Genomic DNA, 23891 nt, shown 5'->3' with positions numbered 1-23891 from the left:
AGGCGTGAACGCCTGACCTGTTTGGTCGCACGACTGCCACTTTGCTTGATGATATTTCTATAGAAATTGTGGTTTTTGGTGCCCATTCGAGTGCCTGAATTATGGTCTGATCTGAAATTCTTCCTCTGCTGTCAATGGCGGCAATTCGGTGAATCAAAGAGTTATCGCGAGGTAATGCTAGGAGTGATCCCATTGGAAGTGGGTCCGGTGTGTTGTCTGACGGTGACCGGAACGGGACGACAGCTTCGATGAGTTGATCGCCCATCGTATCCATTTTGTCGGAAGAGGGTAGTGCTCTCTTATGGACTTTGCGCCTGGCGTCCGCGGGTCCTGTGGCGTCTTCTTCGTTGGTCATTGATCTCCAGGTTGTCGAGTGTCACGGCATCTGGGTGTTGAGTGATTGCGGTGATCTGGTCGGGTGCGACGGCCGATACCGGGCCACCCCGAGGCGGGGGCTCGGCCCGTGGCCGTCGGGAGCGTCGGGAGGCGGTACCTCCGGGAGCGGGAGGGCAGACATCGCGTCTCCGGTGATCGGTCGGTCTTGCCAAGGACACCCCTGAAGTCCGCGAAAACGGCCTCGATTCGCCACCGGCCTCCAAGATTTTTGATGAGTCCTCAGCCGAAGTGGACACCTAGCGTCACTGGCTGCGCGGCCACCGCTGGTCCCCGCTAGTTGATCTTGAGGTGGAGCTATGCAAGATCAACGCACGCACCGGCTGTCAGGGGCCACTGGAGCCCGCGGTGGGCCTGTCCAAGATCGTCCTGGACATTTCTCAAGATCTTTTTTCTTGTTCCGTCTTTCTGTCTGGTCGGGGTGGCAGCAGCGGAACAGCGTCTGACTAACGCCGCAGCGCACAGGCTTACTGTCCGTCTCGACCGTGATCTCGAAGTTGATCAGCAGGGGATCTTCTTGTTCCGGAACAAGAAGATCATTTTAGTTTCGTCTTAGTACGGAACCGTGCGCTGCGCTGTTCCTCGCCTGGCCCTCTCGGCGGCGTCATCAACCGCCGTTCGAGAGGAGCCGAGCAATGGCTCTCCCCACTCGCCCCGAGCACGAAGAGTGGCCAAACAACCCGCTGGATGCCGCCCGTGAAGCCTTCGGATGGCTGACCGCGGGGGATCACCCGGTGGCTGTGGACGGCCGCCTGTTCGACCACCTTCCGGACCGGATCATCCCGGTCGACGAACTCCGGGACCTGCTGCTGGACCAGCGCTGCCCCCGCCGGGTGTGGGACCAGGTCTGGGCACACGTGATCAGCCGTGCCCGCATCGAAGGCAGCACCTGGACGATCACCGCGGTCGGGCTGGCGCTGCCCATGCTGACCCCCTTGGCGGCCCGGCTCACCGAGCGCTACGCCGACGACCCCAGCGACATCCACGCCGAAGTCCTGCGTGGGTTCCTCGACGCACTGCGCACGGTCGATCTCGCCGAGGGGCGGATCACGGTCCGGCTGCGGTGGGCGGCGTACCGCGCCGGGCACCGCGCGCTGCTGGACGGGATGGACGGGCCGACCCCGAAGCCGCCGGGATTTCACTCCAGCGAACCCAAGCCCCCGTCGGGGCATCCGGACTTGGTCCTGGCGCGGGCGGTCAAGGCCGGAGTCCTGAACCGGACCGAGGCCGAACTGATCGGCGCGACCCGACTGGAAGGCATCGAGCTCGCCGACTGGCCCCGCCCGCCAGGGCTGACCTACAAGACGCTGGCGAAGCATCGGCGCAAGGCCGAGAACCGACTCGCCGCGTGGCTGGCCGAGTCCGACACCAGCCCCGACGACGGCGATCCCACGGGCGCTGCGGCCACGACGTGGCAGACCTCCAACGAGATGACTGGCGTCGAGAGCCAGTCACAGAACGTAGCGAAAAAAGTTGGGGGAGACGCGGCGAATCAGCCCCCGAATTCCGGACTTCAGGGACGCGGGTGAGCCCTGCCCGCTTCGTGCTCCCGCTGCCTCGCACGCGCTCTCTGGAGGTCTCTCTGATGCGCTTCTCGTTCACCCCGTGCCTGTCCCGGCGCGGTGGTCTCCGGGTGCTGATGGTCGCCGGGCTGGCCGCCGTCGGCCTGCTGGCGATCTCGATGCCCGCGGTCGCCGAGACCACCCACGTCCTCGCGCTGGCCCGCACGATCGACGACGTTCTCAACAACATCCGCAACTGGATCATGGGCATCCTCACCCTGCTGGCCACGGTGTTCCTCACCATCGGCGGCGTCCGCTACGTGCTGGCCAACGGCGATCCCGGCGAGATCGAGAAAGCCAAGCAGTCCTTCAAGTCCGCCGGGTTCGGCTACGCCCTGGCGGCGCTGGCCCCCCTGGTCGTGGAGATCCTGCGCGGAATCGTGGGGGCCTGACCCCATGCTGGTCGCCGCGTACTCCCTGGGCCGCCTGTGCACAGCGGTGGCCGCCGTGGGCGTGCTCGTCATGGCGGCGGGGCTGGTCCTCACCGGTGCCGCGAGCGCCCAGCCCGCCCCGCTACCACCGGCTCCGCCTGCGCCCGTTCCCGCGCCCCCTCCACCGCCGTGCCAGGGGCCAAGCTGCATTCCCCAACCCGTGCCGGTGCCTCCGGGCAACCAGCCGCCCGGAAATCAATCGAACCCCAACCCGGCTCCGGCCCCGGAGTCGTCGTGCGGGATCACCGACATTCCGGCTTGCGTGTCGGATGCGATCGAGTCGTTCTTTCGGGACCTGGTAGTTCCGGGTTTGAACAGCCTGCTGGACCTGCTCGCGAAGTCGCTGCTGGTGACGCCCCAGCTGGACCAACTACCGGTCATGGGACAGATCTGGGCCAACTCGCAGCAGCTCGTCATCGCAGTCTACGCGACGCTCATCCTGGTCGCCGGCACCATCGTCATGGCCCACGAAACCCTGCAGACCCGGCATTCCATCAAGGAAATCCTTCCCCGAGTGATCGTCGGGTTCCTCGTCGCCAACCTGTCGCTGTTTTTCGGCGGCAAGGTCATCGAAATCGGTAACGCGCTCTCACAAGCTGTCCTCGGTGACCAGCTCAACCCGGACACCGCGGCGCGGGCGATGACCGACACGTTAATGCACGAGCTCAACGGAGACGGACCGTTTGCCACCTTCATCGCGCTGGCTCTGGTCGTCATGCTCGTCGCGGTTCTGCTGACCTACATAGTCCGCATCACGCTGACCATCATTTTGCTCGCGGGTGCCCCGATCTTGCTCATGTGTCACGCGCTTCCGCAAACCGAAGGTATCGCGTTCTGGTGGTGGAAAGCCTTCGCCGGGGTTATGGCTATTCAAGTTGGTCAATCGCTCGCCTTGGTTACGGCAATCAAGCTCTTTTTTTGGCCCGGCGGCATCACCCTGTTCAACTGACAACAAGGGGGAAGTGCTGTGATTCAGTTTCTGGTCGCACTCGCCTTGTGCTACGTCCTCATCAAAATTCCTTTCTGGATTCTCGCATCGCTGCGCGGTGGAGGAGGTCGTTCTCTGGTCGGCAGTCTCGTCCGAGGGTTCATCGCCTACAAGACCTTCGGGCTCCTCGGGGGGATCGGAAGTGGAGGCGGAAAGGCTCCTCGCTCCCGTGGCGGTCAGAAATCGGCCGCGCCACCGGACCCGTATGCCAGAACGCGGGCCACCTCCAACGGCCAGTACATGCTGCCGCTGAACGTCAAAAGAGTGCGGAAACCGGCCCAGCAACGGACGGCGCCGCAACGGTCGTCGCGTTCTCGCCCAGCCCAGCAGGGTAAGCAGTTGGCGCTTCCGTTGGATGGCGAGTGGCCGGAGAACAAACCTCGGCTCGGCCGGGACGGGCAATACCAGCTCCCGCTGAACGTGCAGCGGCAACCCAAGCCGAAATCGGCCCCGGAGCCTCCTCCGGAGCGAACGTCCTCGACGGGCCAGCGTGGCCGGCAGATGACATTCCCGCTCGATGGGGAATGGCCGGAAAACAAGCCCCGACTCGGCCGCGACGGGCAATACCGGCTGCCTATCGAGGTGCAGCGCGTGCGGCGACCCGCGCCGCCCCCGGAGCCGCCGAAACCGACCCGGCCAGCAATGCGTGGACGTCAGTTGAAGCTCCCTGCCGATGGCGAGTGGCCGGAGAACAAGCCCCGGCTCGGTCGCGACGGGCAGTACCAGCTCCCGCTGAGCGTGCAGCGCACGCGGAAACCGGCAAGCGGACAGCCCCAGCCCCAGGTCCCGCCGCCTAAACCGCAGCGGCGGGGACCACGGCCACGGCAACAGGAGTTGCCGCTGAACCTGCCGAAGCTCCACCCGCCGCGGCCCAGCACAGGAAGGCAAGGAGGTGACCGCTCATGAGCGTGCGGATTCCCGCCGACGTCGATCGGGAAGACCGCATTCTGGCAGGCTTCACCGCCCGGCAGGTTGCGGTGATGGCGGTGACCGGCCTGGTGCTCTACGGCGGCTGGCAGGCCACCCGCGCCGTGATCCCGGTGATCGCCTACGTCGCCGTCGCGGTCCCGATCGGGGTCGCGGTGACCGCACTGGTCGTGGTGCGCCGCGACGGCGTGACCCTGGACCGCCTGCTCGTGGCCGCCGTGCGGCAGCGTCTGCAGCCGCGGCGCCGGGTCGCGGCCGGCCAGCAGCCCGCCGAAGTGCCGGAGTGGCTGTCTGGAGTGGCCCACGGGCACGAAGCCGTCGCCGCGGGCGGGCTCGACCTGCCCGCCCGAGGGGTCGCTGAAGCTGGCATCGTCGATCTCGGTGACGACGGCGTGGCACTGGTGGCCGCGTGTTCGACGGTGAACTTCGCACTCCGGACCGCGGCTGAGCAGGAAGCGCTGACCGCAGCGTTCGGCCGGTACCTGCACAGCCTCGGCGCGAGTGTGCAGATCCTCGTCCGCGCCCAGCGGCTGGATCTGTCCGGCCAGATCGCGGAGCTGCGCGAGCGGGCGGCGGGGTTGCCGCACCCGGCGCTGGAGTCCGCCGCGCTGGACCACGCCGACTACCTGGCCCAGCTCGGAGCGCAGGCCGACCTGCTGCGCCGTCAGATCCTGCTGGTGGTCCGCGAACCGGTGCGCCCCACCGGCCAGGACTCGTTGACCCGGCGCCGCCGCTTTGGTCGCCCCCGCAGCGGCGGGGATCAGCCGCCGGACGGAGCGCGCAAGGCGGCGGCCTCCCGGCTGCTGCGGCGGATGAGCGAGGCCACCGAACTCCTTGGCCCCGCGGGCATCGCCGTGACCCCACTGGACGCCGCCCAGGCAACCGCCGTGCTGTCCACCGCCACCAACCCCGACAGTCCACTGCCGCCCTCGGCGGACATGGCGGGCGCCGGCGACGTCATCACCACCGCCGTCGGCTCGGACTGGGACCTCGATACCGAGGAGGATTTCTCGTGATCACCACCAAGAACCGTCGCCAGCAACCCGCGACAGCGAGCGCGTTCGCGCCGGACGCCATCGAGGTGCACCCGCGGCACCTGCAGATCGGCCAGGACTGGGTCGCCTCGTTCGCAGTCACCGGCTACCCCCGCGAAGTACACCCCGGGTGGCTGCAACCGTTGTTGACCTACCCAGGCCGGCTGGACGTGTCGCTGCACATCGAACCAATCGACCCGCGGATCGCAGCCGACCGGTTGCGCAAGCAGCTCGGCAAACTCGAATCCGGCCGCCGGCACTCCGCATCCCACGGCCGGTTGCAGGACCCGGAGGTCGAGGCAGCCACCGAGGACGCCTACGACCTCTCCGACCGGCTCGCCCGCGGCGAAGGCCGCCTGTTCCGCCTGGGGCTGTACCTGACGGTGCACGCCGGTTCGGAGCAGGAACTCGTCGAGGAGATCAGCGCGCTGCGCGCGTTGACCGCATCGCTGCTCATGGACGCCAAACCCACCACCTACCGCTCCCTGCAGGGGTGGATCACGGCGTTGCCGATGGGCTTGGACCAGATCGGCATGACCCGCACCTTCGACACCGCCGCACTGTCCGCGGCGTTTCCGTTCACCAGCCCGGATCTTCCGCCGCCGGATGTCACCTCGGCGTCGACCGCGGCCGGAGTGCTCTACGGCTGGAACCTCGGATCCCAGGGGCTGGTGCACTGGGACCGGTTCGCCTGCGAGAACTACAACTCGGTGATCTTGGGCCGCTCCGGGGCTGGCAAGTCCTACTTGGTGAAACTGGAGACGCTGCGCTCCCTGTATCGCGGAGTGGAAATCGCGATCATCGACCCCGAAGACGAATACGCCCGCCTGGCCGCGGCCGTCGGCGGCACCTACTTCCCCCTCGGCACCGAGGGCATCCACCTCAACCCCCTCGACCTTCCCATCCACACCCGCCCCGACGGACGCCGCTCGGCACCCGCCGACGCGGTAACCCGCCGCAGCCTGTTCCTCCACACTCTTCTGTCTGTCCTGTTCGGACAATCGCTGACCGCTGACGAACGGGCCGTGCTCGACCAAGCCGTCGCCACCACCTACCACCAGGCTGGAATCATCGCCGACGACGCCCGCACCTGGACGCGGCCCGCACCGCTGCTGGCCGACCTGCGCGCCGTCCTTGCCCACCTCGGCGGCGACACCGCCAGCGAGTTGGCGAGCCGGTTGCAGCCGTTCACCGACGGTGCCTTCCGCGGGCTGTTCGACGGACCCACGACAACGCCGCCGGAGGGCCACCTGCTGGTGTTCTCCCTGCGTCACCTGCCCGACGAACTCAAACCGGCCGGCACCCTGCTGACCCTGGACGCGGTGTGGCGCCGGGTGTCCAACCCCGCCACTCAACGACCACGGCTGTGCGTGGTCGACGAAGCCTGGCTGCTCATGCAACAACAAGCCGGCGCGGAGTTCCTGTGGCGCATGGCCAAATCCGCCCGCAAACACTGGGCCGGACTCACTGTCGCCACCCAAGACGTCGGCGACGTCCTGGGCACCGATCTCGGTAAGGCCATTGTCGCCAACGCCGCAACCCAGATCCTGCTGCGCCAGGCACCCCAAGCCATCGATGACATCGTCCGCACCTTCGCTCTGTCGGAAGGTGAACGGCAGTTCCTGCTCTCCGCTGCCACAGGCCAGGGCTTGCTGTCGACGGGGACTCAGCGGGTCGCCCTGCAGGCCATCGCCTCCGACACCGAGCACTCCTTGATCACGACAGACCCTGCCGAATTGGCCGCGCTATCCGAGTCCTACGCCGACACCGGCGAGGACGCCGATCACACCTGGTCCCAAGACATTCTCGACGACTGACCACACAGGAGGGTCAATGCTTGTATCGACCCTGCTCTTCGCCTTGCCCACACACCCCAGCATTGACTCGGGGCTGCACACCTCCGTCATTGACTTCCTGCCCATCCTCGCCCTGGCCGCGGAACGAATGGCCGCGATCTGGGTGGCCTGCGCCATCGTCTACCTGGCAGGAAGCCTCATCGGTTACACGATTTTCCTCGCCGTGCGTCGACTGATCGCCGCTTGCGCCGAGTACATCCGCCGTCGCCGTACCGCCGAATACGCGCAGCTGGTCACCGTCCACCCCGACGGCGTCACCACCAAGGTGGTCAACCTTGACCGCTACCGCCGTCGACGCAACCAGCGACACCACACCCCACGGCCGCAACACACCACGGATTCCGCATCCGACTCGAACGACGACCCTGCCTGACCGAACTCTGCGTCGTTGCCATTGCGTCTTGGAGGAGACCTGTGTCTTCATCCTCTGTACCGAGCCAGGGCGCTGCTGCGCCGCGCCCGCGCCGGCTGCTGACCCAGAACCGAGAACTGCGGGCTATCGGTGTCTACAACTGGACATTGCCCGCGTGGGCGGGCCGACTGCCCGACGGGCGCACCTACAACACCTGCCCCTCTGCCGGCATCTGCCGTGAGGTCTGCTACGCGCGGCACGGCACGTACCTGTGGCCCGTGGTGCGCGCCAAGCACCAGGCCAACCTGCAGTTCGTGCTCGATGACCTGCGCGGCTGGGAACGGGCCATGTGCGCCGAACTCGCCGCAGCGAAGTTCGATGGTCGCTGGGTTCGGGTGCACGACTCTGGCGACTTCTTTTCCGATGCCTACACCCGCAGTTGGCTTGCCATCATGCGGTCCCGCCCGAACGTAAATTTCTACTGCTATACCAAGGAAATCGAGCGATTCCGTCGACTCGTCGAGCCGAGCCCGCCCGACAACTTCGTGTGGGTCTACTCCTACGGCGGAACCCAGGACAGCACTATTGACCCGAGCACCGACCGGATCGCTGATGTGTTCCCGGACGAGGAGTCCATCGCCGTCGCCGGCTGGTCCTCGCAGGAAGCCTCAGACCTGCTGGCGGTCCTGGGGCCTCGGCTGGTGGGTGTGCCAGCCAACCGTATCCCTCATTTCCTGCGCCGCCTGCGGGGACGCCGGTTCTCGGAGTGGCAGGCCGAGGTCGAGGCCGAACGCCGTGCCCGCCGCGAAACCGCACGGGTTCGTTCGATCACGAGCGCGCCCTCCGCACGGCGCCGTAATGACCGCGCCTCCGGCGCACAGGCGGCATAACCCGCTGGCACGTCCGTGGTTTTTCTTGATTCAGGAGGCCCTCTGTGGTGTTGCTCATCGACTCTCCTGTTGCGAACAGTCCCTTGGGCGGGCTGATCATCGACCCTGGGGGCGCGATCCGCGGCGTCCTCACCGTCGCCTGGTCCTGGCTCCAGATCTGGGTCCCCATCGCCCTACCCGCCCTGTTGGTGGCGTTCGCCGGGCTATGGACGCTGCGGCGGTGGTGGTTCGCGCGCTGCCAAGACGCCCTGCACACCCAAGCCAGGATCGTGACGATCCTGGCCCCACCCACGGTCGCCCCCGAGGGGGCACAGGCCGTGTGGTCCAATCTCGTCGGCTTGCTCCGTCCGATGTGGACTCGGCTGGCCACCGGGCAACCACACCTGGCGTGGGAGTATGTGTTCGGTCACGACGGCGTGCAGATCCGGTTGTGGGTTCCCGGCACGGTGCCCCCCGGCATGGTCGAGCGTGCGATCGAAGCCGCCTGGCCCGGCGCGCACACCCGCACCGAGACCGCGGACCCGCCGCTGCTCGCCGAGCCGCCGGACGGCCGTCGTCAGCTCGCCACCGGCGGTGTCCTGCGGCTGGCGCGCTCGGAGGCGCTGCCGATCCGGTCGGACTTCGACGCCGACCCGATCCGGGCCCTGCTGGGAGCGCCAGTCGGGCTCGGCGTGCACGACGGGGCGTGCGTGCAGGTGCTCGCCCGCCCGGTGACGGGGCGGCGGGTCAAGCAGGCTCGCCGCGCCGCGCGGCATCTGCACGCCGGGCGCTCCACCCGCTTCGTCGGCCGGCTACTCGACGCCCTGACGCCAGGACCGACACCCAAGCCGCCAGCTCCGGGCAGCCAGCCCAAGCTCGATCCGCAAACCTCACTGGAGTTCAACGCCCAAAACCGCGCCGTCGTCGGCAAGCAACGCGGCTCACAGTGGGAGACGATCATCCGCTACGCCGTCACCACGACCGTGCCCGCCGACACGCCAGCCGAGCAGATCACGCGGGTCCGCGATCAGCTGCGCGGCCGAGCCCATGCGATCGCGAGCGCGTTTTCCGGCTACACCGAGCACAACCACTACCGGCGCCGCCGACTCCGCCACCCGCTGACCTCGTTGGCGCGTCGGCGGTTGCGCCGCGGGGATCTGCTCTCGGTGCCTGAGCTGGCCGCGTTGGCGCACCTGCCCACTGACGAAGCCCTGCCGGGTCTGGCACGCGCCGGAGCCAAGGCCGTGCCAGCGCCGCCGAACACGCCCACCGAGGGCCCGCTGATCCGGCCCATCGGGATCTCCGACACCGGGCACGCTCGCCCGGTCGGGTTGCAGGTCTCCGACGCCCGCCACCACCTTCACGTGCTCGGCGCCACCGGGTCGGGCAAGTCGACGATCTTGGCGCGGATGATCCTCGCCGACGCCGAACACGGACGGGGCGCGGTGGTCATCGACCCTAAGGGCGACCTGATCATCGACGTGCTCCAGCGGCTTCCCGAGCACGCCGCCGACAAGGTGGTGCTCTTCGACGCCGACTCCCGCGGGCCCGTGCCGTGCCTCAACCCGCTGGAAGGCCCGAAGGAAGCGGCCGTGGACAACCTCGTGTCCGTGTTCTCCCGGGTGTTCTCCTCGGCGTGGGGACCGCGCACCGAAGACATCCTCCGCGCCGCGTGCCTCTCGCTGCGGGCAGCCTCCGAGGCGCCCACCCTGGCCAAGCTGCCCGAACTGCTCACCGACCCCGCCACCCGAGCACGTCACCGAGACAAGCTGACCGACGACCCCACACTGCGCGGATTCTGGGACTGGTACGAACAGCTCTCCGACGCCGCGCGAGCACACGCCACCGCGCCCCTGCTCAACAAGCTCCGCGCGTTCCTTCTGCGACCCTTCGTCGTCAAGGCCATCGCCGCAGGACCCTCCACCGTGGACCTCGCATCCGTGCTCGATGGCGGACTGTGCCTGGTGCGCATCCCTAAAGGAAGCCTCGGCGAGGACACCACCCGCCTGCTCGGCTCACTGATCGTCGCGCGGGTGTGGCAGGCCACCACCGCCCGCGCCGCACTGCCGCAGCGCGAGCGCCGCGATGCCGGGCTCTACGTCGACGAAGCCCACAACTTCCTGAACCTGCCGTATGCCATGGAAGACATGCTGGCCGAAGCCCGCGGATACCGGCTGTCGATGACCTTGGCACACCAACACCTCGGCCAACTGCCCCGGGACCTCAAGGAAGGAGTCTCGACCAACGCCCGGTCGAAGATCTTCTTCACGGCCTCGCCGGAGGACGCCCGCGAGCTGGCGCGGCACACCGCTCCCCGCATCGCCGAACACGACCTGTCCCACCTCGGCGTGTTCCACGCCGCGGCCCGCCTCGTGGTCAACGGCGAGGAAACCCCACCGTTCACCCTGACCACCCAGCCATTGCCGCCAGCCATCCGCGGCCGAGCCCGGTTGATACGCCACGCCGCCGCGCGCCACACCACGCCGCTGGCCACGTCCCACGACACCACCCGCCACGAGAACGACTCGACAGACACCGGCGCCGATCCACGCCGCGCCACCTGACCCGCGAGCGCATCACCGGGTCCGCGTGTCGCCAGCACCGGCGCGCACACCAGTCCGCTGTCACCTCATCCCCGCTCCGCGCTCTGGAAGGAGTTTGTTGTGCTCGACCCCGCGACACCACAACGAGACCTGCGCAGCCCGATCCCTGCCCGCCCCAGCCCCAGGCTGGCTGCCTCCACCGATCACCAGGCCACCATCGCCGCGCACCTCACCGCCCGGGACCGGTGGCTGGCACGGATGCTCGCCGAGTACCGCACCCTGACCTCCACCCAGATCACCCAGATCGCCTTCCCCAGCCGCCGCGCGGCCAACCTGCGGCTGCAACGGCTCTACCACTGGCGAGTTCTCGACCGATTCCAGCCCTACATCGGGCGCGGTCGCGCACCGATGTTCTACGTCCTCGACACCGCCGGCGCCCACCTGCTCGCCCACGAGGACGGCATCGACCCCCGAGAGCTGAAGTTCCGCCCCGAGCGCTCCATCGGCATCGCCTACTCGCTGCGACTGGCACACCTGCACGGCCTCAACAGCCTGTTCACCGGACTGATCGCCGACGCCCTGACCCACCCCGACCGAGCGGTCACCGCCTGGTGGTCCGAGGCCCGCTGCGCCCGACACTTCGGTGATCTCGTGCGACCCGACGGCTACGGACGCTGGCGCGAGACCGACCGCGACATCGAGTGGTTCATCGAATGGGACACCGGCAGCTACCCGCTGTCCCGGCTCGCCTCCAAGCTCCCCGGCTACTTCGAACTGGCCACGACCACTCGCATCGTCACCCCGCTGCTGGCGGTCTTCGCCAACGCCCAGCGCGAAGCCCACGCGCGCCGACTGCTCGCCGAGCACCTACGCAACCAACCCCGGCCCGGCGACCTGCCCATCGCCACCACCACCGCCGAACACCTGCAGCGCACCAACACCGCCTCCGCCCAAATCTGGCTTCCCCTCGGGCACCGCGAAGCCGGGCGGTACCGGCTGATCAACCTGCTCACCGCCTGGCCGCACCTGGACACCCCCACCAACACCGACACCGCACCACAGCCCACCGGCCCCAGCCCGCTACCGCGACTGAGCCCACCCTCACCCATGCCGCCCTTCCGTCGCCACGACCTGACCTGGAGCCCCACCGGTTGACCCGCCCATGCTCAAACTCTCCACCGCACTCATCGGTTTCATATTCGGTCTGATCGTGCTCGTCGCCGCAGCCGTGTCCGGAGTCGTCTCCGCCGTCTTCGGCGGAGGCGACTCCGCCACCAGCGGCCCACCCAGCCAAGCCGCCCTGGCCGACATTCCCGGCAAATACCTCACGCTCTACCAACAAGCCGCCACCACCTGTCCCGGGCTTGACTGGAGCATCCTCGCCGCCATCGGCAAAATCGAGACCGACCACGGACGCTCCAACCTTTCCGGCGTCCACAGTGGATCAAACTCGGCGGGCGCTGGCGGGCCCATGCAGTTCCTACAAGCCTCCTTTGACTCCGTCGTGGCACGCCATCCGCCCCCGCCGGGCGGCAGCACACCGCCCTCGCGATACAACCCCCACGATGCGATCTACGCAGCCGCTGCGTATCTGTGCGATTCCGGCGCCCGCGACGGCGACCTCCACTCGGCGATCTTCGCGTACAACCACGCCGACTGGTATGTGAACAAGGTGCTCGCCCAGGCCCAGCGCTACCGCGCCGCGGCGGCCACACCACCCGCCTCGGCCGACGGGTGGGTCCTGCCCGTCGCGGGGCGGTGCAGCTCCGGCTTCGGTCCTCGGGACGGACAGTTCCACCAAGGCCAAGACCTCGCCGCCCCCATCGGTACGCCCATCGTTGCCGCCGCGGAGGGAACCGTGCTCAACGCCGGACCCGCCGGCGGCTACGGCCTGTGGGTCCGCATCCAGCACCCCGACGGCACGATCAGCACCTACGGCCACATCAACGCAAGCCACGTCACCGCAGGCCAACACGTCACGCCCGGCCAGCCCATCGCTGAAGTCGGCAACCGAGGCCAATCCACCGGACCCCACCTGCACTTCCAACTCGACACCCGTGAAGGACCAGTCGACCCGGTCGCGTTCTACGAACAGAAGGGACTGCACCTGTGCGCGAACTCGTGAGACCACACCACGCCGCCGAAGTCGTGCAGGCGAGGACCAATTCGATCGGCAAGGTTTCGGACGCAGGGTGTCAATCTAGTTTTTCTTCGACAGGGCGGCCTTGGACTACATGTTTCGACAAAGGAAGCGCTCGAACTCGCTGCGGAGATTTGCCAATTCTACTGGGCGGGCGCCGAGCTCTTTGAGAAGGTCTATGACTTGCCATGTTGCGAGATGTCGGTATCGCGCGTTGAAAAGCACAAGTTCTCGTATCGCGAACCCATCTTCGAAATCCAATAGGACATATCCAATGATTTGGAGTAAGGTTTCAGTTTCCAGTGTAGCGTAGCGTGAGCCGTCCCTCCGCTTCTGCCCAAGTGAAGTTTTGATCTCAACGAGAGTCCCGTATGCAACGAGATCTGCGTCGGCGTTGAGTAGTTCAGATCCAGCGAATGTCGGACCTACCTCCCAGAAGTCGCTCCGAGCCCACAGTGCGGGCAACAAGACTGATTCGGCCTGCGCCCGGAGCTCCGCAAGTTGGTCAACCGCAGTAGGGGACGCGAGCCCGAGCAGGTCCTCTCCGTTGACTGTGCGCGGGTCGAGTCTCGCGAGTGGAGAACCTCCAGGCGGCACACCTCGGCCGACTTCAGTCAGTAGAGCGAGAGCCCAGCAGCTGCACGCAATTAGGCGTGAGTCAGGCGGTCTGGCGGCACGTAATGGAGGTCTGTTGCTGCCTGTCCAATGACTCTCAGGTGAGTATTTCCCAAGAGCGCATGACAGCTCCTCCAGTGCGGCTGGCATGCGGCCACCGAACTGAAGTGCACCGACAGTCGGGAGGCGCATGTCTGGCTGCCCTCGGACGAGATACCGGACCAAGTGATCGAAGCTGCCGCCGATCGTCCCGCTGCCACCTCCAGTCGGCACGGCACTTGCCGGTACAAGGAGGGGGCCGACCGAGTCTCTGTAACGCTGGATTACTGCCTTTCTGCTATCGGATGGGAAGCGCTCGAAGAACCATGTCTTCAGCGGAGAATTTTTCGCCTTAAGTGAGTTCGTTAATGACGACCACGCGCCAGAAGGAAGGATATCGTATCCCACTCCGGATAATTTATCGTGTTTCTTCGCGGTGCTCATTATGGTTCCCGGGAATAGGACGAGGTAATTATTCTCGTTTGCGTCTCCGCCGCTCCTTTTTGAGAAGTTCGATAACCAGGGCTAGTTCTTGGTCATTAAGCCTCCTTGAGAGGCGGTGGATATTCTCAACTGCATTGTGCTTTTCGATGCTTTCCGATCGGACTTTTCCTTGGCTGTTTCGCCATCGCCTGACTCTGGAGCCTAGCGCTGGACGGGCACGGTTTGTTGGAATCCCTTCGTTGGCCAACTTTTTTGATTCGCTCCGCGTGTAGCCGAAGGGAAGTATCTCCCTGGCGGGGCGATGGGGGTTTGCCTCTCGTGCTTCGTCGACATGACGACGATAGCCTTCTTCTCCTGTGCGTCGCTCGTCCATTGCGGCTTCAAGTTGAGCTTTGACGTCGATATCGCGAATGCCGTGCAACACATCCTCTCGGGCGACTCCTTGCTGTGTCAGGAAGTAGTCGAATTCTCCTGGCAAGAATTCGTAAACGCCAAGGCCATCCTGGAATGTCCTCCACGCGCCGGAATTAAACATGGAGACCAGAAGATTAACGAGGCGTTGGTATCCTAGGTTCTCCATCTCGACCGCGAACGCGTGCACCTGTCGGCCGTTCAGGTCGAGCGAATCATCACTGGATTGGTTGGGTATTGTCGCGCTCATCCCGCCCAGCCTTCCGCCCACGACGGCACCTTTTCGTTGAATTCGCGACAATGAGTGCAAATTTGCTGCAGCATGTAGTCGGCAATAGACGCCAACTCCGCTGCGGTGGCATGGGTTCGTCGTCCTTCATCCACCCCTGCTCTGGCGTTGGCTAAGGCTTGGAACACGCCGATCGACGCGTAGCGAGCGTCGTGTTCGATGTGGCGGCGCATCCAGGTGACGGCTTTAGAAATGCGATCGCGGTACGACCGGACCAAGTCCGGTGTCCCCGCCGCGGCCGTCGCCAGCGTCATAGCGAGATCCTCATCATCTTCGTCATCATGAAGATCTACGTCTGTGACTTGTGCGAGGCGCCGGTGGATCAGAGCGATCCGGCCCGCAAAGGTTCCAGGAACACTGTTCTGTTCACATTCCTTTCGAACCCTGTTGAGCTCGCCGACACCGACCTCGCCGTCCTCCTGATCGAGGACGATCAACGAGCGCAATTGAGGATCATCTAGTTCCCGTAGCTCGAACCGAGGCATTCTCGGTAAGCCATCGGGATGGATTTCGACGTACTCGTCTTTCTCGTCGATCAGGGGAACCACATTGCTCAAAGCAGCGGCGAATGCCTCCCGCAATACCTTATGATCAGGAATGAGAATCTTGGCGGGTATATATTGCTTCTTGGCGCGCTCAGTCTTGGTGAGCCTCATCGCCCGAGCCATCATCTGGGAAATAAACAGTGGGGCGACGACATTGCTGGCGTAGGCGATGGTCGACACCTCAGGACAATCGAAACCTTCCGTAATCATCCTTACGGCGACTATCGCGCAAGGGCGACGTTTTCGTGCGGCTGCGCGAAGGATCGAACCCGCTTTAGGCTCCTCGGAAACTACGACGTAAGCGAAATCTCGCTGTCGTGTTACTTTGTTAAGAGCTTCTGCGGCGACGTAGGCTGCTTGCTGAGTTGGAACAAGAAACAGCAATTTCAACGGCACAGCTCCATCAAAGACATCCAACTGTGCACGCAACTCCTTCACGGCTTCCCTAGCGAAACCTTCCATCCAATCCGGCGAGGTGAATGCCGCACGTATGGCCGCGCTTCGCTGATAGTCATCAAGGTCTGCAACGTCAGCCTTAATGTCCTTTCCCTTCTTGAAGTCAAATAAATGAGCCTCTCCGCCATAAACCAGTAGGTCAGGTGCGCGAAGTTCGAAGCCGATCAAGGCTGGGGTAGGCAGTGACCAGTCCGGGATGGCTTGTAGTTTCGTATCCCCATCAATTTCGACTCTGTCATAACGAACTGTCGAGATCCGAAGCTTGTTGCTTGACCGGAACAAGGTGCCGGTCATGTTCAGAACCGCTGTAGCCCGAACCTCATCGCCGGTGACATCACCGACCATGCACTCGACTGCGCGGCCCCAAGCCAGACGCTCTGCCACGTGATGCACCTCGTCGAGCACGACCAACGTCCGTTCCTGCTCCAGCCTGGTGGCATGCATCTCGGCCGCACCGGGAAGCGAATGATATGTGACCACGAGCCCTACTGTGTTCTTGCGTTCGAGTGCCCCCAGGCGGGCGCCAGCATCCAGGTGAATGCGTAGGAGGCCGAGCTTGTGTTTCCACTGATCGACCAAATGGCGGTTCGGCACCACGACAACCATCCGGCTGACGTAGCCAGCGTCGTAGAGCATCTTGAATACCATCGCCGCGAACTCAGTCTTGCCCGCCCCGGGACACGCTTGCAGAGTCGCCGATCCGTAATACCAGATACGCCGTAGAATCTTAGGAAGAGCGAGGGCCTGCCACACCCGCGGAATTAGCCCAGCAGGCTCTCCCACGTCCTCATCCCCCAGTCGAAGATTACACTCAGGACACCACGCCTCCATCTGTTCAACATCGGTCGCACCGCCCCGAATGTAAGGGGCAAGGTGTGCACTTTGGTAGTCGGGGCCGAGTTCCGTCCCGCATCGCTGACAGACGCCACCCGAGTTTACGTAGACCTCCCGAGCCAGCGAGTCGGGCAGCCTACGACGCGTATCTAAACCGTAGGAACGCATGTTAATAATTCCTTCTCGATCATTGTGGTCGCTAGATCGTTAACACCTCCGGGCTCTCACAGTTGTTCCTCTTCTCCTGCACATGGTCGCATGAAGCACTGACATCGCAGGACGGATGCGGGCACCGCACGTAGGATTTGTCGTCATCGTGAGCGCGCGGTGAGTAAAGTGCCAACAGAGGTATCCGGGATAAATCATTCTACTTGATTCATATGGGATCAGCCTCGAAATCGCTGTACCGGACTATCCGGCTCCATTGAGGTGAACTCGATAGTGTTTGGCTGAGCTTTCGCGTGATTCACCAACCAGATCCGCGACCGTGGTGTCGCCGTCTGCGGAGACCGTGAGCACATCACCGAAGGCGGGTCTCGTCCACGGCGGTTTTGCCGTTGCCGGGCGGGCCGTCTGACAGCACCGGTACCTCTGCGACCGGCAGTCTTTGCAAGGCGGCCACGTCCGGCAGACCCGCCCTGCTTCGCAGGGTGGTACTGCTGCCCGTTTGGCCGCGCCACCGAGCCCGACACCACGTGCCGGGGGAGGCCGCGCGCCCGCGCTGGTGCCGTGCCGCGCGCGGCCGTGCTTCACGGGCCGGGCGTCGCCCTGGACTGAGCCGACGTGCTGGCCTTCGCGCGGTGGTGGGCTTCGCCGCGTTCGCCGTTAGGGCGCTGGTGGCGGCCTTGAGGATGCGCGCGTGGCCTCCTGGTGCCGCAGCGGGGAGGTAATGGCGACCTGGGCGGCGTCCCGGTCCGCCAGCTTCTTAAACGCGTTGCCCACCGCCCCGTCCGACAGCTCCGCGGCCACCTGCCGCGGGCTGTGCCCACTCTTGCGGTCGTCAGCAAAGCACTTGGGCCAACAGCCGCAACAACGTCCGTAGAGGAAGTCTGTGTGACCTTCCACGGGCAAGATACTTGCCTGCTGTGGGGCCGGAGGGCCGTGCTGTCGACCGGGGCCGACAGCACGGAACCAGCCGGCATGGTACGCGGTCAGGAGGCCGAAGAGTCGTCGCTTTCGTCGTCTTCCTCGGTCGTGACGATCTCGGTGAGCTGTTGTGCGGCGCGGATGGCGGCGGCCATGAGCTTGTCGCGCCTAATGTGTTCGGCGAGTTTTACGATCTCCTCGCGTTGGGCCTCGGCGCGGGTGGCCCAGTCTGGTTCGGTGAGCGTGTTGGTCACGCACAGCAGGATGCGGGGGCCGAGGCCCCACAGCAGGCTGTTGACCGCGCAGGCGGCGATGGCGAGGTCGTCGATGTCCGCGCCGTACCAGCTCACCGTGGCAGGGTCGTGGCCGTTGCTGCGCATGACCTGCGCCGCGGCGCGGAACAGCCCGCCAGTACCGACCGCGGGGTCTATCACGCGCTGGCCTTCGCGGGGCGGGTTGATGCCGGCCATGAGCATGGAGCTCATCGCGTCGGCGATCGGGGCGGGTGTGTAGATCTGCGCGTTCGCGCCGGTCGCGTTCTCCGACTTCAACAGAGCGAGTACGACGCCGAGCAGGTCGGTGTCGTATCGTCTGTCGGTTCCGGTCAGGTCGAGTTGGCTTGCGCGGAGTGCGGCGTCGGCGGTGTGTTTGGCCGCGCGTTGCAGGGCTGCGTCTGGTTCGTTGAATAGCCACTCCATGAGGGGATAGACCAAGTGGGTCAGGTCGGGTCGGGCGTTGACCAGGGCGGTGTAGATCTGCCGCAGGGTGCCGGTGAACTCCTCCGGGCTCTGCGACCGAAGTTGCTTGGTGAGGTCGGGTTCGTTCAGGTCGCGGTGCTCGGCGAGGGACAGCGCGGCGACCACGGACAACGCCACGTCACGGCGGCCGGAATGGTCGGATGCGTTCCAGGCCGTGGCGACGGCTTGGGCGATCTCCATCGCGTGCTGTCCCGGGTCGCGTCGAGCTGGCTTACGCCTGGTGGTTCGGCCCACGGTTGTGCCCTCCTTGTTTCTACGGCAGCCCTCATCGGGCACACGTGTCCCCGACGAGTAATGGGAAGGAAAAAGAGTCAGAACTGACGAACGGGTTTGCGGTCTTACCCGGAATGTCTTGCCGGTTCAGTTCTCGGGAGAGTCGGCGTCCATCTCGTCGGTGTCTTCCGGCGGCGGGGACGGTGTGGTGTCGGGCATTGCCGGGTGCCAGGCGCGTGGCGGTGTCAGGCCGGCGCGGAGTCGGTGTCGAGGTCGTGCACGGCGTTGGCCAGCTCGCTGGCGAGCCTGCGCACGTGTCGGTCCCGAGCGTTGTGGGGCAGGTGGCGCAGGGTCGCGGCGGCCGTGATCATGGATTGGTATGGGCGTTCGCAGTGGGTTTTCATCGGTCGGCTCCGGTGGCGGGGTCGGTGGAGACGTTCAAGGTGGCCGCGATGCGGGCGGTGACGCCCCAGGGGTGGCCGCTTGCTTCGCAGGCTTGAACTGAGATCAGCACGGAGACGGCGCGGGCCGAGGGCTTCCAGTCGAGGCGGGGCAGGATCTCGGCGGCCCCGAGCCCGTCGAGGTCGCCCACGTCGGCGGGGCTGATGCCCCAGAGGTCGAAGGCGAAGCCGAGCAGGGACACCGGGGTGTTCTGGTCGTAGAGTCGTGGCGGATTGTCGAGGTACACCGACGCGGTGCGGGTGTCTGGTCCGTGCTGGCGCGCGAGGTAGTCCACAGTGGCGATCACGGTCAGGTCTCCGAGGTGGCGGTCCTCGGGTTCGTCCCGACGCATCGGCGCGAACGCCAGTCCCGCGTCCAGGCAAGCCGTCCAGCTTTGGCCGTTGCGGTCGTGTTCGTCGCTGACCTGGACCAGCGTCCGGGCCCGTGGCGTGAGGTCGTATCCGGCGAGCGCGTAGCGCCGTTCCGCGCTGTCTGCGCGGCGCGCTCCGGGCGCATCTGCTTCGGTGTGGCCAAGGCCGGCGAGCACGTGGCCGTGCAAGCCGTGCAGACCGGTGCGTGGTGTCGGGTCCGGTGTGCGGTCGGGCTGATTGTCGGTGCTGTCGTTGGCGTCGTTGATCGCTGCGAGCAGTCGGCCGAGCAGTTCGGCGTAGCCGAGTTTTCGAAACATGACGGTTCTCCGTGCAGAAAGGGTCAAATCAGCGTCATGTCGGGGCGGGCGGGGGGAATTCGTCGTTCTCAGCGAGGAATTCGGTGTACGCGAGCCCGACAGGCAGTGAGCGGCACGGAGAACCAGCGACTCAAAAGAGGGGCCGACGGACCCACCCGGTACGGGTGTTGGCACGGTCCGCCGGCCTGTCACAAACCCTCTGAAAGGGCGCCTTCCCCGAAGGGAGGCACAGGCCAGGGTAACCCACCCGGTCGGCAGGTGTCCCGCGCCGCTCGCGATGGAGTTGTGCAGCGGTGGGCTGCTGGGTCGCAATACCGTTGATCAGGTCGTGCGCCCCGCGCGGGGTCGGTGCCGAGCGATGACCTCCCACAGCCGTCGGTGGTGACTGCCGTCGGTCAGCGCGGCGGACCATTGCGACGAGTCGGTGGGCACGGCACCTCGCGTGCTTGCGCTCATGCTCGGGTAGCCGGCGCCCGCGCCGGCCGCGATCGCCTCGGCAACGTCGCCGTGCAGGTCGGCGCCCGTGATATGCACGTGGACGTGCGGCGTGTGGCGCCGGGCGGCCGAGACCACGTCCCGGGCATGAGGCTCCGTGGCCGTCTGACTCGACACCGGGACGATGACCAGGTCAACACCGTCCAGGAGGGCCCGGGTGTGGGGCTGGTGCGGATCTAGGTGCACCAACGTCACCGCATGTTGATGGGCGAGATCCGTCATCGTCTGCCGGATCTCCTCGGCTGTGGGCGGGTGCTCATCGGGGGCGAATAGGACGTGCACGCTGCCTCGGCCGGCAGGCAGCAGATCGAATCGGGCGCATGTCAGCGCTGCGTGCAGGTCCACGCTGCTGTGGCGGGCGTCGAGTAGGCCGAGGTGTTCGCCGGCTGCCGCGCTGGCCAGGGCGAGGCACGCGGTGGTGATCGTGCCGGACTCGCCGGTCGGGGCGGGGTCGAGGATCGCCACGACCATGCGCGGGCTGTCGACCACCTGCGATATTTGCTTTCGCAACGCACCAGCGGCGTCGGGGATGGTGATCAGGTGAGACGCGCCGAGATCGAGCGCGTGCCGGTACATATCGGCTTCGGCGTGGTCCTCGGGGTCCACCAGCAGGGTCACCGCGTCGCGGTGCGGCAGCGGTTGGGGCCGAGCACGCAGGATCGGTGCGGCTTGGGCGTCGACCAGCACCACGGCAGCGCTGTCCCAGTCTTGGCGGGTCAGCTGGTGCGGTTCCCGGGTGACGAGTCGGATACCGCGTGTATGGCTGGCGATTTCGTGGTGTACGGCGTTGAGGTCGGTGATCAGAAGAACGAAGCAAGACACGGTGTCACTCCCATTCGGACAGTGATGACCGACGGCGCCCGTCGCCGTAGCTGGCGCGTCGCCGTGTGACAGGTGAGGTCCGGGCGGCGCCCCGGGGAGGGACAGAGCACCGCCCCGGGCCGGCCGGTCAGGACTTCGAGGGGCGCACCGGCATGACGAGGTGCCGGTATCCCGGGGCGTGGGCGGCGGTGAACACCACGGGGCGTGTCACGGTGGCCAGGTGCAGGGCGAGCGTGTCGCCGTCCAGACTGTTCACGGCGTCGCACAGGTAGGACGCGGTGAACAGCACGCGCACCGTGTCGGTAGCGCCGTCGACCTCGGCGGGGTGGTCCGGCGCAGTCACCGCGTCGGCATACTCTCCGAGCACGGGCGCGACGGAGATCGACCCTGCCGGATCGACGGTGACGGCCACCTGTGCCGCAGCGCGGCCGTCACGGGTGTGTTTCTTCGCCTCCACAACGGCCGTTGCCCGGATGGCGGCTTGGGTGAGCGAGGCGCGGTCAGCCCGTGCGGTCACGGCCACTTCGGGGAACAGCCGCTCATAGTCCGGCAAGGGCGCCTCGATCGGGCGAGTCAGCACGGTCAGGGCACCGCAGGACAGCGAGACCCAGTCGCCGGCCGCGTCCAGGCCAAGACGCACCCGGTCGCCGGTGCAGTGCTTGAGCACGGCCGAGAGCACGCGGCCCGGGAAGGACACCGAACGGTCCTCGGTGGCCGCTGTCGTGGCGGGAACCTCAGCCACGGCCAACCGATAGCGGTCGGTGCCAGCGAGCGTGAGCGCACCGGGTGCGGTCTGCATCTGCACACCCGTGAGCATGGGAAGCGTGTCGTCGGTGCCGACGGCAACCAGCACGCGAGCCGCGTCGGTGGCGAACCGTTCCCGGTCGACTTCGGCCATGGTCGGTGGAATCTCGGGTAGCGTGGGGAACTCCTCGGCCGGGTAGGTGGTGACGGGCATGGTGTACCCGCCCAGTTCGACCACCGCTCCTCCGTCCACAGTGGTCCGAACAGTGACCGGCATGGCGTCGGCGTCACGCTTGCGGGTGCCCCTGACCAATGCGGCGAGCAACTTGGTCGCTTCGGCGTAGTCGATCAGCAGCCGTCCCGGGCTGCGCACCACCTCGGGCACGCGCACGGACACAACGGTTTCGTAATCGGTGGTGGTCACGGTCAGGTGACCGTCGTGGCCGTCCAGCAGAACGCCGCCCAACACCGGAACAACCGGCCGACGCGTAACGCCCATGCCCACCGTGGTCAAGGCGTGCACCAAGGTCGCCCGGTCGGTGCGGCATTCCAGCCCCGACGCGGGGGCAACGGTGGTCGCGCTGGTCTTGATGGCAGAAGTCATCGCGAAAACCTCCACAGAGGAAAGAAAATGGCGGATTCCAGAGGAGAACGAGGGGCCGAGAGTCGGCAGCGACCGACTCGGGGGGCCGCCCGTCAGGTACGAACGGCGCCCCTGCCGGATTGTCAGCTGATCCAGTAGGTTCCGGCGTGGTCCTCGACCAAATCGCGGTGCGGCATCGGCTCACCCGGGTACGGGGTGTGCAGGATCAACCGGCCGCCATTCGTCGGTGCGCAGTCGGGAATCCGGCGCACGGTGAAGGCGAACGCGCCACGCGGATCACCGACCGACACCGTGACCGTGATCGAGTCCTCATCGGGGTCCGTGCAAATCGTCGCACTGTTGGCCCAGGACAGCGGCACCCGCTCGGCACAGTGCGGCCCCTCACGGAAGTCCGGCGCAGACTCAACGTCGTCAACCTCGGCATCCTCGTACGGGTCGTAGGCGTCGCAGACCAGCGACCCGGATTCGTCGGCGTAGCCGTCGACCTCCTCAGACAGCGCCGCACCGCACGCGGCGCACCGCCACTCGGTGTCGTCCGCGTTCTCGAACGTGATCACCGACGAGCCATCGTCGAAGTCGGTAGAGATCATCTCGCCGTTGACGGACAGGACGAACACAACGCACCTCACAAGCAAAAAATCAGAACGGAGAAAAGGCGAAAGGTGCGGCCGGCCGCCGCTGCACGCGCTGCACCAGGGGCGCGGCCGGCCGCGCGGGGCTAGAACCGGTTGTCGAACCGCACGGCCTTGCCACACACCGGGCAGGCCACATAGGCGCGGCTACGGTCGCCGAACGGCACGCGGACCAGGTCAGGCACGCGATACATGGTCACCTCGGAGCCGTCCCAGGCGTGCACGTTCACGGTGTCGTGCGTCTGCCACCGGTGCCCGTTCGCACATTCCCCCGTCGCGTGGGAGTAGTCTGCCCACTCCTCCAGCTGATCCACAATGGAGCGGTAGACCGTGGGCAGAACGTAGCGGCCGTGGTGATCGCTCACGATGATCATCAAGTCGCCGAACTCGGCGCACGACAGCACCACGAATCCGAGATCATCAATGAGATGATCGGAGTAGTTGCACAGGTTGTGGTGCCACAGCTCCCCGTCGCCGTGCAGACCGGCGGGCGGTTCCCCGGTCCGTGCCCGGACCCATGCGACGATCACGCTGTCATGCGGCCAATCGTGGCCGTTCTCGTCCATCCAGGCGCGCAGGTCATCCGTGAGATCCGGAGCGAACTCGCCACGATCGTTGATCCACGCCTGAGTGTCGACACTCAGCCAACCGTCGCCGTGCGACCAGGCTTCCACCCTGAC

The 23891-nt window shown here is 66.1% G+C and carries 19 protein-coding genes; 10 read left to right on the top strand and 9 right to left on the bottom strand.

Annotated elements, in window-relative coordinates:
• Window positions 1–1127: 1127 nt before the first annotated feature.
• The 10 genes from NV263_RS16915 to NV263_RS16870 all read left to right on the top strand — a co-directional run bounded on the left by NV263_RS16915 (window position 1128) and on the right by NV263_RS16870 (window position 13080).
• Entirely contained in the window at window positions 1128–1922 is a 795-nt protein-coding gene (locus tag NV263_RS16915) for a hypothetical protein (RefSeq protein ID WP_263247274.1), read from the top strand.
• A 56-nt stretch (window positions 1923–1978) separates the two neighbouring features.
• Entirely contained in the window at window positions 1979–2347 is a 369-nt protein-coding gene (locus NV263_RS16910) for a pilin (protein ID WP_263247273.1), read from the top strand.
• A gap of 4 nt (window positions 2348–2351) precedes the next feature.
• Window positions 2352–3335, top strand: coding sequence for a hypothetical protein (locus NV263_RS16905; RefSeq protein ID WP_263247272.1), 984 nt, complete (start codon window positions 2352–2354; stop codon window positions 3333–3335).
• A 941-nt stretch (window positions 3336–4276) separates the two neighbouring features.
• Window positions 4277–5317, top strand: a complete 1041-nt coding sequence (locus tag NV263_RS16900; RefSeq protein ID WP_263247271.1) for a PrgI family protein — start codon at window positions 4277–4279, stop codon at window positions 5315–5317.
• Window positions 5314–7152 carry a VirB4 family type IV secretion system protein gene (locus NV263_RS16895; protein ID WP_263247269.1) on the top strand — a complete coding sequence of 613 codons (1839 nt, stop codon included), beginning with the start codon at window positions 5314–5316 and terminating at the stop codon, window positions 7150–7152. The genes NV263_RS16900 and NV263_RS16895 overlap by 4 nt, the downstream gene beginning before the upstream one ends.
• Window positions 7153–7168: 16 nt before the next feature.
• Window positions 7169–7564, top strand: coding sequence for a hypothetical protein (locus NV263_RS16890; RefSeq protein ID WP_263247268.1), 396 nt, complete (start codon window positions 7169–7171; stop codon window positions 7562–7564).
• A 41-nt stretch (window positions 7565–7605) separates the two neighbouring features.
• The gene (locus tag NV263_RS16885; RefSeq protein ID WP_317630333.1) at window positions 7606–8433 is read left to right on the top strand and encodes a GP88 family protein; all 828 of its coding nucleotides are present in this window, start codon (window positions 7606–7608) and stop codon (window positions 8431–8433) included.
• Between the two features lie 47 nt (window positions 8434–8480).
• Window positions 8481–10976: a type IV secretory system conjugative DNA transfer family protein gene (locus NV263_RS16880; protein ID WP_380759913.1), complete on the top strand. Its 2496-nt coding sequence runs from the start codon at window positions 8481–8483 to the stop codon at window positions 10974–10976.
• Window positions 10977–11075: 99 nt separating this feature from the next.
• Complete coding sequence (locus tag NV263_RS16875; protein WP_263247267.1) at window positions 11076–12110, top strand: replication-relaxation family protein; 1035 nt, start codon at window positions 11076–11078, stop codon at window positions 12108–12110.
• Between the two features lie 7 nt (window positions 12111–12117).
• The gene (locus NV263_RS16870) at window positions 12118–13080 is read left to right on the top strand and encodes a peptidoglycan DD-metalloendopeptidase family protein (RefSeq protein WP_263247266.1); all 963 of its coding nucleotides are present in this window, start codon (window positions 12118–12120) and stop codon (window positions 13078–13080) included.
• A 1141-nt stretch (window positions 13081–14221) separates the two neighbouring features.
• On the opposite strand, the gene NV263_RS16865 is transcribed toward NV263_RS16870, so the two are convergent.
• The 9 genes from NV263_RS16865 to NV263_RS16825 form a co-directional block, all read right to left on the bottom strand.
• Window positions 14222–14875, bottom strand: coding sequence for a hypothetical protein (locus NV263_RS16865; protein ID WP_263247265.1), 654 nt, complete (start codon window positions 14873–14875; stop codon window positions 14222–14224).
• The gene (locus NV263_RS16860) at window positions 14851–16725 is read right to left on the bottom strand and encodes a DEAD/DEAH box helicase (protein WP_263254231.1); all 1875 of its coding nucleotides are present in this window, start codon (window positions 16723–16725) and stop codon (window positions 14851–14853) included. The genes NV263_RS16865 and NV263_RS16860 overlap by 25 nt, the downstream gene beginning before the upstream one ends.
• Window positions 16726–17879: 1154 nt before the next feature.
• Window positions 17880–18752 (bottom strand): SAM-dependent methyltransferase, encoded by an 873-nt coding sequence (locus tag NV263_RS16855; RefSeq protein ID WP_263247264.1) that lies wholly within the window; start codon window positions 18750–18752, stop codon window positions 17880–17882.
• A 278-nt stretch (window positions 18753–19030) separates the two neighbouring features.
• Window positions 19031–19156: a hypothetical protein gene (locus tag NV263_RS16850; protein WP_263247263.1), complete on the bottom strand. Its 126-nt coding sequence runs from the start codon at window positions 19154–19156 to the stop codon at window positions 19031–19033.
• 29 nt (window positions 19157–19185) lie between these two features.
• On the bottom strand, window positions 19186–19914 hold the full coding sequence (locus NV263_RS16845; RefSeq protein WP_263247262.1) for a hypothetical protein: 729 nt from the start codon (window positions 19912–19914) through the stop codon (window positions 19186–19188).
• Window positions 19915–20235: 321 nt separating this feature from the next.
• Window positions 20236–21231, bottom strand: a complete 996-nt coding sequence (locus tag NV263_RS16840; RefSeq protein WP_263247261.1) for a hypothetical protein — start codon at window positions 21229–21231, stop codon at window positions 20236–20238.
• A 127-nt stretch (window positions 21232–21358) separates the two neighbouring features.
• Entirely contained in the window at window positions 21359–22579 is a 1221-nt protein-coding gene (gene dnaN / locus NV263_RS16835; RefSeq protein ID WP_263247260.1) for a DNA polymerase III subunit beta, read from the bottom strand.
• 122 nt (window positions 22580–22701) lie between these two features.
• Window positions 22702–23196, bottom strand: coding sequence for a hypothetical protein (locus NV263_RS16830; RefSeq protein WP_263247259.1), 495 nt, complete (start codon window positions 23194–23196; stop codon window positions 22702–22704).
• Window positions 23197–23297: 101 nt separating this feature from the next.
• Window positions 23298–23885, bottom strand: coding sequence for a hypothetical protein (locus tag NV263_RS16825; RefSeq protein ID WP_263247258.1), 588 nt, complete (start codon window positions 23883–23885; stop codon window positions 23298–23300).
• Window positions 23886–23891 lie beyond the last annotated feature (6 nt).

Origin of the sequence: Saccharopolyspora rosea (assembly GCF_025643595.1) — a bacterium.
GTDB lineage: Bacteria > Actinomycetota > Actinomycetes > Mycobacteriales > Pseudonocardiaceae > Saccharopolyspora > Saccharopolyspora rosea.
This window is presented reverse-complemented; position numbering and strand designations above follow the sequence as displayed.

Coding starts and splice junctions, on each gene's coding strand:
- NV263_RS16905 (WP_263247272.1), top strand. CDS start 2,352: ATGCTGGTCGCCGCGTACTCCCTGGGCCGCCTGTGCACAGCGGTGGCC.
- dnaN (WP_263247260.1), bottom strand. CDS start 22,579: ATGACTTCTGCCATCAAGACCAGCGCGACCACCGTTGCCCCCGCGTCG.
- NV263_RS16850 (WP_263247263.1), bottom strand. CDS start 19,156: ATGATCACGGCCGCCGCGACCCTGCGCCACCTGCCCCACAACGCTCGG.
- NV263_RS16860 (WP_263254231.1), bottom strand. CDS start 16,725: ATGGAGGCGTGGTGTCCTGAGTGTAATCTTCGACTGGGGGATGAGGAC.
- NV263_RS16910 (WP_263247273.1), top strand. CDS start 1,979: ATGCGCTTCTCGTTCACCCCGTGCCTGTCCCGGCGCGGTGGTCTCCGG.
- NV263_RS16890 (WP_263247268.1), top strand. CDS start 7,169: ATGCTTGTATCGACCCTGCTCTTCGCCTTGCCCACACACCCCAGCATT.
- NV263_RS16900 (WP_263247271.1), top strand. CDS start 4,277: ATGAGCGTGCGGATTCCCGCCGACGTCGATCGGGAAGACCGCATTCTG.
- NV263_RS16855 (WP_263247264.1), bottom strand. CDS start 18,752: ATGGAGATCGCCCAAGCCGTCGCCACGGCCTGGAACGCATCCGACCAT.
- NV263_RS16870 (WP_263247266.1), top strand. CDS start 12,118: ATGCTCAAACTCTCCACCGCACTCATCGGTTTCATATTCGGTCTGATC.
- NV263_RS16845 (WP_263247262.1), bottom strand. CDS start 19,914: ATGTTTCGAAAACTCGGCTACGCCGAACTGCTCGGCCGACTGCTCGCA.